Raw genomic sequence first — 19,396 nt, forward strand, 5'->3', positions numbered from 1 at the left:
TTTTTCTGTTTATAAATTAACCTGCACATCGTTATCTTAATAAAGTAACTGTTCCTTTTTTAACCACAGTTGATCCATCTGTTAACTGAATCTCTACCATGAACACATATACACCGATTGGTTGATTAACACCTTTGAAAGTTCCATCCCATCCATTAGAAACGTTATCAGATTGGAAAATCAACTGGCCCCATTGTGTATAAATGGACATTTTGGCACTTGCTATGGTATTTCCATAAATTAAGAACACATCATTTTTACCATCGTTATTCGGTGTAAATGCATTCGGAATATAAATCTGGTTACCCAATGGATTACTTGCTTTACCGGTTACCGGGGTAGAATTTGCACTGGTTTGGCAATCTAACTGGCCTTTAGCTCTAACAATTATGTTAACAGCCTGATCTGGTTTTAAACCTGAAGCGAAGTAACTGGTTCCTACTGCAGCTTGCCATGTTAAACCATTATCCGTTGAAACTTCGTAGCCTGTTGCGCCATTAACCGCCGCCCATGCAAACGTTACACTATTTGGTGTAGTAGATTGAACGACAACCGAAGGCGCAGCTAACACTGGAAGCACCGTTACGGTAACCGCTGTTCTTGTTGGGCTTGCACAACCACCCACTGCAATACTTTCCAAATAGAAAATGGTGGTGGTAGTAATGTTAGGTGTAGTAAATGTAATGCCCTCGCCAATCGAACTTCCGTTTGAACTGGTTGTGTACCATCTGTAAATTAAACCTGATACTGGATTATTAACAGTTAATATGGTATTGCTTCCGGCACAAATAGTTGCATTTGCAGCAGTAACCGAAGCAGGCGCCACTGGCACTGGTAACGCAACCACATTTACCGGGGTTCTTGTTGATGATGAACAAGATCCATTTGCACCTTCTACATAATAAGTGGTATTGGTTGTTATTACTGGAGTAGTGAAAGAACTGCCTGTTCCTGCAATTACACCTCCATTCGGTGCGCTATACCAGTTGTAAACTACATTTGCTTGTGGATTTGAAACGGTTAACACTGCCGAGTTTCCTATACAAACGCTCACATTTGCTGATGTAACCGTTGGAACGTTCGGTTTCTGATTAACCGTTACGGTAACTTTTACTCTTCCACCATTATTATTACATCCTCCAGCGCCCACTGCTTGTACATAATAATCGGTAGTAGTATTGATTACCGAAGTGGTGTAAGGGGTACCAGTGAACAATAAACTACCACCTGTTGCAGCAGTGTACCACTCGTAGGTTACACCTGTTTGTGCGTTTGTAACCGTAAGTGTGGTTGGCTCGCCAGAACATATACTGGTTCCTGCCGTTGCCACTATAGGACTATTTGGAATTTCACTCAGTGTGATCGCTACTGCAACCGCATTTGAGGCTGCATTTTCGCATTTATTATCTCCTCTCACCGTAACATAATAGGTGGTATTGAAAGTTAATGCAGGTGTAGTAAATGATGCACCTGTGAACACTACCGATGTTAGCGCTGCATTGCTGTACCAGGTAAAAATTGGATTAGTAACCGTGGTGCTCGTTGCTGTTAATGTTGTTGTACGACTTGTACACACAGTAGTTGTTCCACCAACAACAATATCAGTTGCTACCGCTCTTGGGTTTACAATGATCGTTACCACTTTAGCGGTTGCAGCAGTGTTCTCACATTTATTACTTCCTTTAACAGTGACATAATAAGTGGTAGTGGTGCTCAAAACTGGCGTTATAAAAATCGGACCAACAAATGCCACGCTCGTTAACGAAGCATCGTTGTACCAGGTAAACACCGGACTAGTTACGGTTGAAGAACTTGCATTGATTGTTGCTGTTCCAGAACCACAAATTACTGTTGGATTTGATAGCGTGATATCTGCTGCCATAGCCACTTCGTTTACAGTTACCGTAACTACTTTCGCTGTTGATGCAGAACTTTCGCATCTGTTATCGCCCTTAACAGTTAAGTAGTATCTTGTTGTTGCGGTTAATGGCGGTGTATTAAATGTTACACCTACAAATGCAACCGAAGTTAAGGCAGCATCGTTGTACCAGGTAAATACCGGGTTGATAACCACTGTACTTGTTGCCACTAACGCCGCAGATGAACCTGCGCAGATAGAAGCATCGTTGGCAGTAACATCACTTGCACTGGCAGCTGGTGTTAAAGTAATGGCTATTGCCTTACCATTTCCAGCAGCATTCTCACATTTATTTTCCCCTTTAACAGTTACATAGTAAGTGGTATTTGCCGATAATACCGGTGTGGTAAAGGTACTGCCCAGAGCAGTAATGTTGGTTAAAGCGGCATCACTGTACCAGGTAAATTGCGGGTTGGTTACACTTGGCGAACTTGCTGTGAGTACAATTGAAGATCCTGCACAAGCAGTTGTACCACCCGTTACAATAATATCTGTAGGTGTAGCAAGCGGGTTAACCGTTACCACAACAACTTTGGCATTCGCAGCAGTATTTTCACATCTGTTGGATCCTTTAACTGTTACATAATATGTGGTAGTTCCTGTTAAGTTATTTACAGTAAAAATTGGACCGGTAAATGCTACGCTGGTTAATGATGGATCATTATACCAGGTAAATACAGGATCGGCAACGGTTAGGCTCGAAGCTACCAACACAGTTGATGAACCCGAACAAATTTGTGTATTGGCCACTGTGATATCGGCTGCAGTTCCAAATTCTTTAACTGTTACCGTGATCACTTTAGCTGCATTGGGCTGATTTTCACATTTGTTATCGCCCTTAACAGTTACATAATAAGTAGCGCTATTGTTTAAGCTACCCGCATTAAACGATGCGCCGGTAAACACTGCATTTGATAATGCCGCATCGCTATACCAGGTAAATATCGGATTTATGATTGAGGCAGCTGAAACGGATAATAATGCACTTTCACCTTTACAAATTGAAGTGATGCCATTTACATTAATATCACCAGCTGTAGCGTATGGGTTTACCGTAATCGTAATCGCTCTTGCTGTGCTCGCAGTATTTTCACATTTATTATCGCCCTTAACCGTTACATAGTAAGTTGTATTAGCAGTTATAAGAGGTGTAGTAAATTGTGAAGTTGTATTGACTACGGTAGTTAAGCTTGCATCGCTATACCAGGTAAACACCGGATTAGTTACCGTATTGCTTTGGGCATTCAGGGTAACTGATGCTCCGCCACAAACCGATGTTGGTCCGCTTAGAACGATGTCTGTTGCCACTGCCACAGGATTAATGTTCACCGAAACCTCTTTTCCATTACCTGCTGTGTTGACACATCTGTTGTCGCCGCTAACGCTAACATAAAACTTAGTTGGGGCGGCAATTGCAGGTGTAGTAAAGGTTGCGGTATTACCAGCCAATAACTGGGTTAAGGCGGCATCGCTATACCAATTAAACACTGGATTAGCGATGGCACTTGTTGCGGTTAATACAGTAGGTCCAGTTTCGCAAAGCGATGTATTGCCTGTCACGGTAATATCGCTGGCTAAAGCCGCAGGACTTACAGTAACCGAAATTTTCGTTCTTGTTGGGTTGGCGCAAGCATTAGCACTCACAGCCTCTACATAATAGTGATATGTTCCAGCTGATAAATTTGCTGGCGTTGTAAATTTGTTATTATTGGTTACCAAAAGGTTACCATTTACAGCTTGATTGTACCAATTATAAGTGATACCCGTTACAGCAACCACACTTAACTCAACCGGTGTATTTAAACAAGTTGTTAATGGATTACCTGTAGAAGGAACCGGTGGTGCTGGTGGCGCCAGAACGGTAACTGTTGCTTTTACTTTAACTGTTTCGCAAGCATCAGCACTAGCAGTTACAGCATATTCATAAGTACCTGCTGCTAACGTCGGGTCGGTTGTGAAGGTCGCCCCATTTTTTCCTGTATAGGTTGTTCCTGCATACCATTTGTAAGTAGTTCCTGTCTGAGGATTTTGAACACTTAGTGTTGCAGCAGAACCCTGACATACACTTACAGTATTGGTAGTTAAAGTAGGTGTAACGATGGTTTTTTGTGCATAATCAAAATTGATGGCTGTTAAAGCACCAAGTAAACCGGCATTTAATCTTAACTCCACTTCATCAAAACGACTTGTTGGAACAATGGTTAATATTCCCGAGTTGCTACCAGCTAATAACCTCAAACTAATTAATGGGTTTGATACTGCAGTAACATCACCATTACTGTTTCCATTTAAATAAGTGGTTACAGCAACGTTAGGCAATAGGCCCAATGATAACAACTGACCTGGAGTAGTAATTTTTAGTCTTAAAGTATCACCCACATTTGAAATAGATGAGAATTTTAATCTTTGATAAACTGACGACCCCAATAATCCGACAGGAATAACTAATGTTGAGCCTGTATTTACATTGCCATCAATAGCGTTATTTGGATTAATTACACCTGCTCCCACGCTTATACCTCCTGATACACCATTGGTTTCCGATATTGCGGCACCACATGGGGTAGGCACTGGTGAACCATTAGGAATTACAGTTACATCAACACGTGCCCTTGTTGCAGAAGTACATCCACCAGGGATGGTCGCTTCAACAAAATACGATGTGTTGCCTGTTAGTGGAGGCGTAACATAATTACTTGTAGCAGAATTTACAGTGCTGAAAACCGGAGTTGTTCCTGTTTCGGTGGTGTACCAGTTAATCGTTACACCTGCTGTGCTCGAAGTGGCAGTTAAAGAGGCTACCGATCCTTCTGTAATAGTCACAACCGATGGAGTTACAACCGGAACTTCAATGTTACCGATGGTAATGGTTGCTATAGCTTTAGCAGATGTTGAACCGCAGCTGTTCACTGCTTCAACACGATAAGTGCTGTTTGCAGTAACATTAGAAACCGTAAAGGTTGGTCCATCAAAACCTGCCTGATAAACATCTGCACTATTGTACCATCTGTAGGTCGTTCCAGCAATTGGATTTTTAACCTGGAATACAACCGAAGCATTTAGGCAGGTTTCCACCTCTGGCGATAATAATTCTGGTTGCAATGGCGCCGGAGTAACGGACACATTTACTGCCGATCTGTAACTCACACAACCCGATGCAGATACAACTGCTAGAAAGAACTTAGTATCGGCAGTTAAAGTTGGTGTGGTAAAAATAATGCCATCCTTGCCTGGAAGGTAAGTACCGGCACCATCATACCATCTATATGTTAAGTTTGATGATGGATTGGTTACTGCTAACTGAGTAGTTTGACCTTCGCATGCGGTTACATTTCCAGAAGCAACCGTTGGTGCAACCAGAATGCGTTGTGCATAGTTAAAATTCAACGACGTTAATGCGGAAGCAATTCCTCCGTTTAATCTCACCTCAACCCCATCAAATGTTGCCGTCGGTACAAACGTAAGTAAGGCTTGAGTATCTCCACTTAATAACTGAACGTTCAATAACCCACTATTTACTGTTCTCGAATCGCCGTTGCTGGTTGTTCCAAGATAGGTGGTGATTTGTGTATTGCCCAAAACACTTAATGAAAGCAATCTTCCAGGCGCTGAAACCAACACCCTCACGGTATCACCTAAAGTAGATACCGAACCAAAACCTGCCCTTTGGAAAACCGATCCGCCTAAGGCGCCAACCGGTAAAATTAATGAAGATCCTGTTTGGGTATCATTATCAATGGCTAAACCTGGGTTAAATACACCAGCCAGCAAGCCTAAACCTACAACACCGTTGGTTTGTGCTATTGCCGCTTCGCAAGGAACAGGATTTGGCGCTCCTCCCGTGTTCACGGTGACTGTAATCCGAGCCCGAGCAGTTGAAGCACAACCATTTGCAGAAACGGCTTCAACATAATAAGTGCTGGTAGTGGTTAATGCTGGTGTCACATACGTTGGACCAAGATAAACCGGCGTAGTAGATGTTGCTGAATTATACCAATTGAAAGTAACATTTGCTTCTGATGAGCTAGCTGTTAAAATTGCAGTTTGCCCTGGTGCTACTGAAGATGAGCTTGTTGCCAATACAGGTAACGAAGGTGCGGGATTAACCGGAACCAATACTGTCGCTCTGCCTGTGCTCACGCAACTTCCTTGTGAGGCTTCTACGTAATACGTAGTGTTAGCGGTAAGTGCCGGAGTAGTTACCGTTGCACCTGTTAAAACTGGAGTTCCACCAGTTTGAGTACTGTACCAATTGTACGTTACCCCAGCTATTGGATTGCTTACAGATAATGTAGCTGGACTACCTGCACAGCTTGCGGTAACCGTTGCTACTGTAGGTACAACCAGGGCTGGAGTTACCATAACCGTTACCGGAATACGGTTTGGATTTGCACAAGTACCTCTTGATACCTGAATGTAATAAGTGGTTGTAGCGGTTAATGCTGGAGTGGTAAAGGTAGCACCCGTGCCTACTTCATCGCCAGCGGCATTATACCACGCTATAGTTGTACCCCCGTTTGCTGTTGCTGTTAACGTAGCAGTACTACCTGCACAAATTGTTTGTGAGCCAGCGGTAACCGTTGGATTTGGATACACGATTGTTGCGTCATAAACATCTAAACTGGTTACAGCAGAAACCACACCACCGAAACGTATCTCTACCCGATCAAATGGTGCGCCAGCTAAAATGCTTGCGGCAAATCGGCTTCCACTTAAAAGTTGAAGATTAACAAGTGACGACCCCAACTGTACCATTCTTACAACAGTAGTTCCGTTTAAAATGGTTACGGTTGTGTTATTAAGCAGCTGAAGATCCAATAAACCGCCTGGCAAAGCCAAATCCAAGCGAACACTATCTGTAGCGGTTCCTGCTATCGGGAATCTTAATTGTTGATATCCGCTTGATGCCACACCAACCGCTAAAGTGATCCTTGTAAAATTATTCGGATCGGTATCTGTAGAGTTCCCTGCTCCGGAAATTCCGCACAACAAGCAAATGCCCGTAATGCCACTGCTTTGACTATTGGCTGCATTACATTCGGTGCCAGTACCACCAGGAATAACAGTTACTGTTACCGGAACCCTGCTTGCACTTACGCAACCATTACTATTGGTGGTTTCAACATAATATGTTGTTGTAGAATTTAATGCTAGTGTAGTAAATGACGTTCCAGATCCAACTTGTGTACCGCCAGTAGCTGCATCAAACCAGGTAATAGTATTACCTGAATCAGCTGTTGCCAATAAAGTAGTTGATTGATTTGGATTGATGACCTGATTATTGGTTGATACAGTTGCTAAAGTTGCCGGTGGATTAATTGAAACCGTTACCGCTGTTCTGGCACTTACTGCAGTTCCAGAAACAGCCTCAACATAAAATACAGTTTGATCGGTTATTACTCCTGTCGTAAATACGCCAGTATTGTTGGTTGCTAGCGGTGCGGAACCAGTTGTCCCGTACAGATTATAAGTGACACCAGCAATTGGGTTGCTTACAGTTAACGTAGCTGGCGAACCAGAACAAACTGCAACATTTGCTATTACAGGCGCATTTACCGTTACCGTGATGCTGTAACCTGTTGTGGCTACATTACCATTGGCATCTCTTGCAGTTAGCGAGATGGTATAATTGCCTCCCAAAGTTGGTACGCCTGTAATTTCCCTGGTATTGGTATTAAAATTTAATCCAGGGGGAAGATTGGTTGCTGCATAAGTGTAAGGGCCTGTTCCTCCTGTAACTTGCGGAAGTGTTTGTGTTGGATAACTGGTACCCACTACACCATTTGGCAATGTTGCTGAAGGCAAGTTTAGTGCACCTATTACTTTCAGTGCATAATTATTACTTGCGGTTCTACCCTCGCTATCAACAATGCTTACAGTTACCACATAATTTCCAGCTTGTGTTGGAACACCAGTAATTTCGCGTGTGCCGGGGTTAAATTGTAATCCTGCTGGAAGATTGGTTGCCGTATAAGTATATGGACCAACGCCGCCAATTGCAGCAGGAATAGTTTGAGCAGGATAATTTACGTTTTCATTCCCATCTGCTAATGTTGCTGGCGGCAGCGTTAACGGATCGATAACTGTAATAGAATAAGTTGTAGTAGCCGTTTTTCCTGTAGAATCAGTTACTGTAACTGGGATTGGGAAAGTACCAGATTGTGTTGGCGTTCCAGAGATTTCTCGTGTCGCCGGATTAAATGTTAATCCCGTTGGTAAACCTGTTGCTGCATAGCTATATGGCATTGTTCCTCCAATTGCGGAAGGAATAGTCTGGGTAGGATAAAGTACTCCATTTGTTCCGTTTGCCAGGCTTGCTACCGGTAATGATAATGGATCGGTTACTTTTAAAGTATAATTTGAAGTGATGGAATATCCATTAGCATCAGTAACTGTTACCGGGATAATATAATTCCCAGGTTGAGTAGGTGTACCCGTAATTCCTCTGGTTGTTGGATTGAAACTTAATCCAGGAGGAAGACTTACAGCAGAATAAGTTAATGGCCCTGTACCCCCGGTTGCGGCAGGGATGGTTTGTGTTGGATATAATATTCCGGTTACGCCATCAGGTAACGCCGCCCCAGCCAAAGTCAATGCTGGCGTTACTGCGAAATTAAATGTTGCCGTTGCCGAACAATTTTTAGTGTCTGTAGCAACTACTGAGAATGTGGGATCTCCTGCGGCAGTTGGTGTTCCCGTGATTAATCCTGAACTAGATAAGGATAAACCTGCTGGTAAAGTGCTTCCCGATGCTAAGGCATAAGTGAAGCCCGGTGTACCACCTGTGGCTAATGGTAATTGTTGATTATATGGGAAAGAGATACTTGCATTTGTTAATGTACTGCCATTAAATACAATAGTAGGATTCACTGTTAAGGTAATCGGAGTTCTGGTTGGATTTGAACATAAAACACCGTTGATCAATTTATTAACCTGAAGGTAATAGGTTGTAGTAGATGAAAGTGCTGGTGTTGTAAAATCACCCCCGTCAGGATTTAAAACAGTTGCACTTATCGGGCTATCAAAATAACTAACAGTAGTTCCGGCTACCGGTGTAACAGATAACTTAGCGGTAGTACCAGCACAAATAGATTGAGCACCAAAGATAATGGTTGGATTTGGGTAAATAACCGTTGCACCATAAATATCTAAGCTGCTTACTGCTGAAACTACACCTCCGAAACTTACCTGAACGCGATCATAAGCTCCGCCTGCAACTAATGTAGAGGCAAATCTCCCTCCACCCAAAAGCGTTAGAGATAACAATCCGCCGTTTATCTGAACTGATTTTACAACTGTTGTTCCATTTAAAACCGTTAGGGTAATGTTATTCAAAACACCAACGTCGGCCAAACCACCTGGCAAACCTAAGTTTAACCGAATACTATCTGTGCCGACACCTACATTTGGAAAAATAAGTTGTTGCACACCTGTTGCTCCAACCCCCACACCTAATGTCAATCTGGTAAAATTATTTGGATTAGCATCAGTAGAATTTCCTGCGCCTGTTATGCCACATGCAATACAGACTCCTGTAATTGCTGTGTTTTGGCTTCCAGCAGCATTACAGGCCATAGTACCCGAAATTGGAACAACCGTAACGGTAGCCGGAACACGAGAAGCGCTTAGGCAACCCGCTGAACTGGTTGCTTGAGCATAGTAAGTTTTAGTTGCCGATAACGCTGATGTAGTAAATGAAGCGCTCGTGCTTACCGGATTTCCACCTGTTGCAGCTTCGTACCAGGCAATGGTATTTCCTGTATCAAAAGTAGCTGTCAGAGTAGCTGTTTGACCGGCATTGATAGCAATATTGCTGGTTGCTACTGTAGGTAACGTTGCCGGTGGATTTACCGAAACAACAACCGACGTTTTAGAACTTACCGCGGTGCCAGAAACAGCATCGATGTAAAAAGTAGTTTGAGTGGTTACTACTGGTGTATTAAATATTCCAGTTGTATTAGTTTGTATTGGCGTATTGCCAGTTGAACTGTATAATCTATAAGTGATGTTTGCCCCAGAAATAAGATTGCTTAACGATAATGTTGCACCAGCACCCGAACAAACCGTGGCAGAAGCAACTATTGGCGAACTAACATTGACATTAAGCGTATAGGTTGTTGTGGCACTATTACCGCCAGCATCTGTTGCGGTTAAGGATATTCCAAAAGTTCCTCCTTCAGTTGGGGTCCCTGAAATTTCTCGTGTATTCGGATTAAAAGTCATTCCTTGCGGCAGACCAGTTGCTGTATAGGTATAAGGTGAAGTTCCTCCAGATACGGCTGGTAAAGTTCTGGCTGGGTAAGCCGTTCCAACCGTTCCAACTGCTAATGTAATTGATGGCAAATTGAGCATTCCTATTACTTTTAAAGGATAAGATCTGCTTGCCGTTCTTCCACCATCATCAGTAACAGTAATTAAAATAGAATAGTTACCTGCTTGTGCTGGCGTACCCGAAATGCTGCGGGTGCTCGTATCAAAAGTAATTCCTGCTGGAAGATTTGAAGCAACGTAAGTGTAAGCTCCTGAACCTCCAGTGGCTCGAAGGATGGTTTGTGATGGGTAAACAACTTTTTCAGTTCCATCAGTAAGGCTAGTTGGTGGCAATACCAGCGGATCTAATATGGTAATAGAATAAACAGTTGTTACCGTTTTACCATCTGCATCTGTAGCTGTAACAGACACTGGATAGGTACCTGCCAAAGTTGGCGTTCCCGCTATCGCTCTGGTGCCAGGTGTAAATGTTAATCCTGCCGGTAAACCTGTAGCTGAATAACTATAAGGCCCTGTACCACCCGTAGCCGCAGGGATAATTTGTGGAGTATAATTTGTTCCGGTTGTTCCATTTGCTAAAGTTGCAGGTGGCAGAACGAATGGATCGGTTATTTTAAGTGTATAATTTGATGTTACCGTATTGCCGTTTGCATCCGTAACACTAACCAGAACAGTATTATTGCCTGGTACCGTTGGCATTCCGGTAATTTCTCTTGTTGTTTCATTGAATGTTAAACCAGCAGGAACGTCGGTAGCTGAATAAATGTAAGGCCCAGTACCTCCTGTAGCAGCTGGAATAATCTGAGTAGGATACGAAACATTTGCTACCCCGTCAGGCAAAGCACCTGGAACTAAAGTTAATGGACCTGTAACGGTAAGGGTGTATGTTGCGGTTGCACTACAGCCCTTCGTATCGGTGGCAATTATAGAAAAACTATAATTATTGGAAACAGTTGGTCTGCCAGCTATATCTCCAGTTGTAGAAAGTGTTAATCCAGCTGGCAAAGTGCTACCTGCAGCCAACGCATAGGTAAAACCTGGCGTTCCGCCTGTAGCAGGAGAAATTTGTTTATTATAAGTTGAACCACTTGTGGCATTTGTAAGCGTGCCACCAGCAAAATTGATGATTGGATTTACCGTTACGGTCACGGGAATACGTACAGATTCTGCTGTACAGCCTGCTCTACGTGAGGCAACATAATAAGTTTTATTTGCCGTTAACGCTGGCCTTGTAAATGTGCCATTATATGTCTGTGTTGATACAGCACTTCCTCCATCGGCAACGTCATACCATATCAACTGATTTCCGAGTGCAGTGGTAGCTTGTAAATTAGCGTTTGTATTGTAACAGATATTAACTGCATTTGAAACCGGCGCCGTAAATGTCGGAAATGCAGGGCTTCGACTAATGTCAAAAATCTCTACATACTGAGTAATGTTAGCACTTACGAGTGTTGATAATCTCACCGAAACCCGATCAAAAGCAACCCCCGGAGCAAATGGTACTGTTACTGCCTGACTACTGTTTAACAAGCCCAACAAATCTAAGCCCAGTAAGCTGGATGCCGCAGCACTGTAAACTGGCGTATTTCCGCGGTAAGCAGTAACCCTTAAATTATCGAACAGCTTTAGGTTTACCAAAGCTGGCGAAGTTCTGAAACGTAAATTTATATTATCGGTTGTGTTAGAAAGTGTAGGAAAGTAAACGTTAACACTTTTTGAGGCCGCTACGCCCAACACACCTGTACTTAAGTTATAAAAACTATTTTTATCATTATCTATTACCTTTTGGAAATCGAAATTTTCTGCTCCAGCTAGGTTTAATGCATCTAAAGAGATACCCTCTGCATCAAAATTTGCATAGGTATTAACATCGCAATTATCATTTCCATCGATAGTGTAGGCATAATAAACATTGGTTTTGCCAGTGGTAGTAAGTAAAAGACCAGTGGTTTTGTCAACAACATAAACCTGATCGTAAATTTCATTTGGGGTAATGGCAATAAAAGTGTAGCCATTCTTATCCTTAACAATTTTAATATTTGAGTTATTATCGAAACCTGAAGCACTCGACCGATTTAAAATAGTGGATCCATTGGGGCGTAAAGCTCCAACTTCAAATTGATGGTTTCCAATAACCAGGGTTCCGACAATGTCTGCTACGAGCCCTCCTAATGTTCCTCCCAGCAAGCCGTTTAGTGCCGATTGATCGAAATCAATTCTGATATAGGTGGTTTTATTTGCCGCAATGCTGCTTGGAAATTTTAAATTAATTCCGCCAGAATAGGAACCTGCACCCAACGCTACTCCCCCAAACGAATTAAGTGTAGCAAAATTAGCATCACTGGTACTTATCGCATTGTTGATATTATCCACACGAGATGGACTAAATGAAAAAGGCTTAATTTCAGTAACTGAATTTGCATAATTTTTTGTTTGCGCATACGAAACAGAACCGAAGAACGTTAATAAAGTGATGATTGCGAATGCAAGCGCACAGCGAATTGTTCCTTTATGGAAATGAGAGGTAAAGATTTTCATCATGTCAGGCGTAGTTGGGGATGATTGATTGTGTTCAGTACTTGTACATAAACATTTCAATGACAAATCTACATTTCGCATGAACATGCTTTCTATCCATTCCTGTTCATTATATTTTCGAAATTTTCATTCATTTTGTTCATCCGTTCAATTAACATTTATTTAATTTCCTGCATTGTGAAATTATGATGACATTAGTGAAGTCATCCCTGTAAATTAATGAACACTAACGAACTCCTCTCTGAACTCAGGAAGTTTGTACTTATAAAGTCGGGATTAAAAAATATAGATCCTTCTCACTGTAAGCTAATTTCTGAGTATATATTTCAAGAAACTAAAAACTATGTTAGTGAAACCACTATCAAAAGGTTTTTTGGCTTCGCAAACACCCAACACAAATTTTCTTTGTTTACTTTGAACAGCTTATCACAATACATAGGCTATTCAGACTGGAATACATTCTGTAAGGAAAAAGAAACTCAGGTTTCAGCTGAACAAAGCACCTGGGAAACACTTAAATTAAAAGCGAAGTATATCAGTGAGATTGCACTGGTTTCAAAGAAAAATAATTCAGGCATTCCATTCGTATACACAGCCAATAGAAGTTTCTATTATCCTGATTTTGATTATTTTTTAAATAACGATTATCAGTTTACAACTTTGAGTGCTTTGCCCGGCCAAGGTAAATCCATCCTACTGGCACATTTGGTTCACCGCTTTTTTTATTCGGAACAAGCATTGTATAAAAATGATATTGTTTTACTGATGAACGTGAATAGTATCAATACGATTATCCGAGATGGACTAACGCTAAAACAATGGTTTTTAAAGGAATTTAAATTTGAAAGCGTTAACGATTTAATCAGTTTTTTCAAAGTTAATCCAGAAAAAAAAGAGGGCCGGTTTATATTAATCGTTGATGGAATTGACGAATTTCTCACCAAGACAGAATATTTACAAACATTTATAGATTTTTTATACAGCATAGAAGAAAACAACTTCCTAAAAATGGTATTTGGTTTACGAACCAATAGTTGGATTAATCTGCAACCTGTTATAACAGGCTCGGCTTTTTTAACAAAGAGCTGGTATAATGGCTTGTTTTACGATCTTGATGTACTTAGCAATGTTCCGCCGCTAAATACCGAAGAGATATTAAATGTATTAAGCCAGCTTGAAGATAAAACGGTTATTCAGGATGAGGTAAGCCCCGCCCTCTTGACGCAATTTAAAACGCCGTTTTGGCTGCAGGTATATTATCAATTAAAAAAAGATAATCTTGCCCTCGAATTGAATAATACGCTTCTCTGTTATGAGATTATTAACTTTTTCTTAGAAAAGAAAATCTTTTTAGCGAAAAAAAGTACCGAGAAAATATATCTGTTAAAAAAAATAAGCGGAAGTATATCTAAAGGAAATAAAGGTCTTCGTGTGGCTAAAGAAGCTATTCTTGACATTGTAAATCAATATCCTGATGCTTATCAAGAACTGTTGTACGATGGTATTCTAATTGAAGAAAAGCGGCTTAGCACTGCAATACCCACAGAAATTGTTCGCTTTTTGAACGATGATATCTATACCTATTTCATTTTTATTCAAATTACCGAACGCTTTGATTACAAACCAGGCAAGGAATTTTTTGAATACATCTTAGCAACCTTTCTGCAAGGAACAGTATTACGATATCACATTTTAAACTGGGCTATTCGCTTCTGTATCAATAGAAATGAAATTTCTGAGTTAAAAAACATCCTAAAGCTGTCATTTACGAATGAAGAAAAAAACATGTCGTTTGATTTCATTTGCAATGTTTCGAAATATGAGCTTAGCAAGCCCAACTCAAACTTCAATAAACAAAGTATCGACTTAAATTTTATTGATATTTTGGCTGCAGGCCGAACGATGAGTAAACTTTACAAGGAAACTATTAAAACTATTTCGGATAATGTATTAAATGAAGATGTCCAGATCATGCTATTGGTTATCGAATGTAATATCGCCTTAATTGATATCGACAAATCTTCTTTGATCAGTACAATGCATACACTTAAACGCCATTACAAGAGATTGAGTGAACTATTCCCCATAAATCCGTACGACATCATTTTATATTTCCACAACAACCTGTTAGGCAAACCACATGAAAGTAAAACACTCGAAGATAAAATTATCAGGCTATGCCAAAAAATTGATGAGAGTGAACCTCTGAGCAACCAATTAATTACTACCCCTGAAATTCTGGCCTATCGATTAGTTTTATTGGCTTTATTCGCACAGAAAAATTATGCTGAGTGCCACCGCTTTATTATGGCTATTCTAACTAAATATCCTAATATCTTTAATGTACGCCATTCGGTCTTTTCTCCGTTCCTACTGTTGCATTTGGGCCATACCTATCTTAAACTTAACTATTATAAGAAGGCTAAAAGAGTTTTAGAATTTATGGAGAAAGTGATAGAATGCGACTATACTTACTACACCAATTTTATTAGCGTAGGTTTTAGTTTATTCAAGGCGAGCTTTTACAACTACACAGACAATTATGAACAAGCAGTTACCGAAATAGAAACAGGGTTAAAAATGGCCTTTAAAAATGATTTCATAATTTACGAAGTTTCATTGCTTCTGCTAAAAATAGATGTGTTGAAGCATTGCGATAAACCCGAAGAGGTATCAAATGCTATAAAAGAACTTTTTAAGTTTATATCGATCAACAAAATATCGATGCCAGAGTATGCCAACTTAAACAATTTCGAATTCGAACAATCATTTAAAATCCTGAAGTCTTATAAATAAAAAATGCCCTGATAATTAAATCAAAAGGGCATTCTTATTCATTAATACTGTTAAATTATTTGATCAGGTTGTAAAGTTCATCCAATTTTGGAGAAAGTACAATCTCGATTCTTCTATTTTTGCTTCTTCCGTCTGCATTTGCATTTGAACCGAGCGGCTGAAATTCTCCTTTACCTGTGGCCGTCATTCTAACGCTTTCTACCTTCTCATTATCTGTTAAATAACGTACCACCGAAGTTGCCCTTAATACACTTAAATCCCAATTATCTTTAATCTGACCTAAGTTGTTTATTTTTTGATTGTCGGTATGGCCTTCTACAGCAATGTTAATTTCTGGCTGTTGTTTTAAAACATTAGCCAACTGTGTTAGTGCCTGCTTCCCTTTTTCATCTATGATAATACTACCTGATGGAAATAACAATTTATCAGTTAGCGAAACATAAACCTTTCCATTTTTAATTTCTACAGTTAAGCCGCTTTTGGTGAAGCCGAGCAGTGCTTGTTGCAACTTCTCTTTTAATGAATTGGTTGCTTCATCGCGTTTACGCAAAACCTCTTCCACCTCTTTTAAACGCTTTTCGCGGGCAGCTAAATCACCAGATAGTTTTGTAATTTCGGTGGTCGAATTATTTTTTAGCTTTTTATAATTTGCATCTACTTCATTGTAACTGCTTTGCAAAGCTCTTAATTCTTCAGCCATCAAAGTGGTGTCTTTCTTCAGTTTCGCAACCTCTTTCTCTAAATTTTCAATTTTTACCAAGCCCTCATTAAAGGCAGTATATAAAGAATCTTTGCTGCCCAATAAAGCTTTATATTTTTTTGGCGATAAAACCACACATGAGGTAAAGGATGAAATGAATAAAAGAATGACAAAAGCTAAGAAGGTATTTTTCATATTATAGAATCAAGATTAGTATCAAGTACAAGTCCTATCAAGGGTTAAACATTGACTGTTGGTTATTTTGAGTATTAAATTAACACTCGGTTATTGCTCAATCGCATTTCGTAAAAATGCAACTAATGGTTGTATTGTTGCAAAAGAACTTATCAACTTATTAACGAGATCAGCTTTAAAAAAGTCTTCATCTTTTAGTGGCATGGTAGCCTCAAAGCTTTTTAACTTTAAAAACTCGATGTTTGGATCTGCAGGATCATAGCCCTTCGGCGCATTTTTCAGGGCATTTGTTGTGCCCAATGTGAAATTTGCTTTGAATGCTTTAGCTTCAATAATGCTTTTGAACTCATCAATATTGTAATCTATTTCCTGGCGGATAAGTTTAACATGTGGTGCTTCGGGCATCCAATACCCTCCTGCAATAAAGCTTTTACTGGGTTGGATGTGTAAATAGTAACCAGGTTCATTACCGCCTTTGCTCTTGGCAGAAAACCAAATGCCGAAGTTATTTTTATAGGGATCTTTATTTTTGCTGAACCGCACATCGCGATAAATACGCATTAAGCTTTTCTTTGGATCAGTTTCTGAGGAAATTAAGGAATCTACCTTGGCCAGCTCCGGTATAAGCGCTGCTACAAGTTTCAGAGTATCTTCTTTTGCTTCCTCGTATCTAGGTTTATTTTCTGCAAACCATTCGCGGTTGTTATTTTCCGCTACCTCTTTGATAAATTTTAAGGTTTCTTTTTTTAGCATATAGATATGATTAATCGGATAAATTGTAGAACAACTATCCAATTTAGAATCTTCGGTAATTAATATATTGTGTTAAACACTCTAACTTAAAACTCCCGACTTTTATTGATCGTAATAAGCTTTGTACTTAATATTTGGCGACAACACATGCAGTAAAATAATACGTGAGTAGCGGTAGTTAAATGGATAAAGAATAAAACAACCAGCAAAAATCGCAATCAAATAATGCCAAAAAGTTGCATCAGTTAGTGGGCCGAAAAACAGGTAGGTAACAAAGCTTACAAGAAGCATTTCGATTACATTCATGGCATAACTAACGTACATGGCCGCATAGAAATATCCAGGTTCAATTTCTATCCGCTGTGCACAATAACTGCAAATTTCTTTGGTATGCTGAATGTTCCAGCCATACATACTGCCCGTAAATATATCTCCTCTACGACAGTGTGGGCATTTGCAGTTTACGATTGCAGAAAGCTTGGAAGTTTTACCAGACATGTTTAGTTTAAATGAAAAGGTTCTTTTTTCATATTTAACGCCACATTTTTCTTTCGGTATTTCTTGTACCAGATCACCCCAATTACTATTGCCATAATGTAAGGAATGGCCAGTAAATATAGAACACCTGTATTTAAACCAGCCGAAACGGTATTGCCATTTTTTACACCTTGCTCTGCATTGATGCTACACATGGCGCATTGTGCTTGTGCATTTGCAGTAAAAAGTAAAATGCAGGCAATTGAAAATAAGATAAAAGTGAATGTCTTTTTCATCATTGCAAATATAAGATTTAACGTGTGAGGGGTAGCAAAAATTATGTCATAAAAAAACCCCGCTGATGAGGCGGGGTTTGTGGGAGAGTGTTATTGAATTATTTTAATAAAAAGGTCATCACAATTGCAGGATTTTCTACACTTGTCATGCGACCATATAACACCCCTCCACTTGAGAAATAATCGAAAGCTACTCGATTATTTAAAATGAAAGTATAGAATCGCGATAGCGGACCTGAAACATAACCACCAGATGGAGCCGAAAACTGAGCGAACTTATAAATACCATTAGCCTCAGTAGTATAGGTATAGGCTGAAGTGGTTACCCAACCTGATGATCCACCGTTCTGACTACTAAAACCATTTATTATTAATCTCTTATTTACAATATTCCAATCCAAATCGATTCTGCCATAATTAAATGCAAAACCACCGGTAATAGCAGGAATCAAACCGTTGTGAAAATAGTTTAGAATATCTGCACCAGCGGTGGATGTTCCAGGATAAATTGTTTTGTATTCTGATCTCAATCCTGAGTATTTAGATCCAAACAATAAGTATAGCGGAACCAATGGAACAGTAGAGTTGTTAACGATATACTCTTTACCAGTGCTATCATAAATTGCTAATGTATTGGCATCTTTCCATGCCATACGCACAAATTTAATCCCGTTCCAAACCAAGCCGTCTCCAAGAATAGAAACGCCATTAATGGTGTATGCAAACTTCATATTTGCAGAAGCTATCGTTGTTCCGTCAGCCAAAACGCCTGTTAAATCAATTCTCTTGCCGGAATTTAAAGAGTTTGTAGAGTTTAACGTTAGGGTTACTTTTAAAGTAGTTGTGCCAGATAGCACTTCGATAAAAGGATTTGCATTGCTCACAAAAAACGCCTTAAACTTATCGATAAGCATTTTATATTGAGCGCTTTCGTAAGCAGTTTTTTGTGCTGGCGTAGCCTTAACCATTTTAAGCACCTGACGATATTTTTTACCAGTTAAGATCAAGCTATCCGCTGTCGATCTTTCAAATAAAAACTCTACGTCACTTCTTAATCCGGTTCCGGTTACTCCGCCAAATGAACTTGGATTTGGGTCACTTAATAAAGAGATATAGTTATAGGTGTCGAAAATTAATTCAGCGCCGGCATTAGCTTTGACCCGATAAGTTGAGGGTGCAATTTTAGTCGCCGACTCATCTGTTAAATCTCCTGCCATTTGTACCACTTGATTCGCACGATCAAAAGTCATATAAAACCCGTATCCACCACCACCTGCAGTTGGTAAAGTGGCGATCCAACCATTTGGAGACGAGGCCAAGATGGTATTCACCTCTTCAATTGACTGATTCATACGAACCTCGGGGCGATCATCGAAATTTAATTCTTCTTCTTTTTTACAGCCTGCAAATACCAGCAAGACCATAAATAAATGTAATATCCTTTTCATG

Annotated in this window: 7 protein-coding genes; 1 reads left to right on the forward strand and 6 read right to left on the reverse strand. The window is 40.0% G+C overall.

Annotated elements, in window-relative coordinates:
* Positions 1-31: 31 nt before the first annotated feature.
* Positions 32-12,733 (reverse strand): Ig-like domain-containing protein, encoded by a 12,702-nt coding sequence (locus AC3ITD_RS15655; RefSeq protein ID WP_489361111.1) that lies wholly within the window; start codon positions 12,731-12,733, stop codon positions 32-34.
* Between the two features lie 216 nt (positions 12,734-12,949).
* Here AC3ITD_RS15655 and AC3ITD_RS15660 point away from each other — a divergent pair, with 216 nt between their 5' ends.
* Positions 12,950-15,526, forward strand: coding sequence for a tetratricopeptide repeat protein (locus tag AC3ITD_RS15660; RefSeq protein ID WP_489361113.1), 2,577 nt, complete (start codon positions 12,950-12,952; stop codon positions 15,524-15,526).
* Positions 15,527-15,581: 55 nt separating this feature from the next.
* Here the strand turns inward: AC3ITD_RS15660 and AC3ITD_RS15665 are convergent, their stop codons facing one another.
* The 5 genes from AC3ITD_RS15665 to AC3ITD_RS15685 form a co-directional block, all read right to left on the reverse strand.
* Entirely contained in the window at positions 15,582-16,421 is an 840-nt protein-coding gene (locus AC3ITD_RS15665) for an OmpA/MotB family protein (protein ID WP_489361115.1), read from the reverse strand.
* 90 nt (positions 16,422-16,511) lie between these two features.
* Positions 16,512-17,174, reverse strand: a complete 663-nt coding sequence (locus AC3ITD_RS15670) for a DUF2461 domain-containing protein (protein WP_489361117.1) — start codon at positions 17,172-17,174, stop codon at positions 16,512-16,514.
* A 102-nt stretch (positions 17,175-17,276) separates the two neighbouring features.
* Entirely contained in the window at positions 17,277-17,672 is a 396-nt protein-coding gene (locus AC3ITD_RS15675; protein ID WP_489361119.1) for a DUF983 domain-containing protein, read from the reverse strand.
* Between the two features lie 2 nt (positions 17,673-17,674).
* Complete coding sequence (locus AC3ITD_RS15680) at positions 17,675-17,950, reverse strand: hypothetical protein (RefSeq protein ID WP_265798424.1); 276 nt, start codon at positions 17,948-17,950, stop codon at positions 17,675-17,677.
* Between the two features lie 95 nt (positions 17,951-18,045).
* Positions 18,046-19,395, reverse strand: a complete 1,350-nt coding sequence (locus AC3ITD_RS15685) for a DUF4302 domain-containing protein (RefSeq protein ID WP_489361122.1) — start codon at positions 19,393-19,395, stop codon at positions 18,046-18,048.
* Position 19,396: the final 1 nt, after the last annotated feature.

The organism is Pedobacter sp. KH_004, assembly GCF_057840755.1.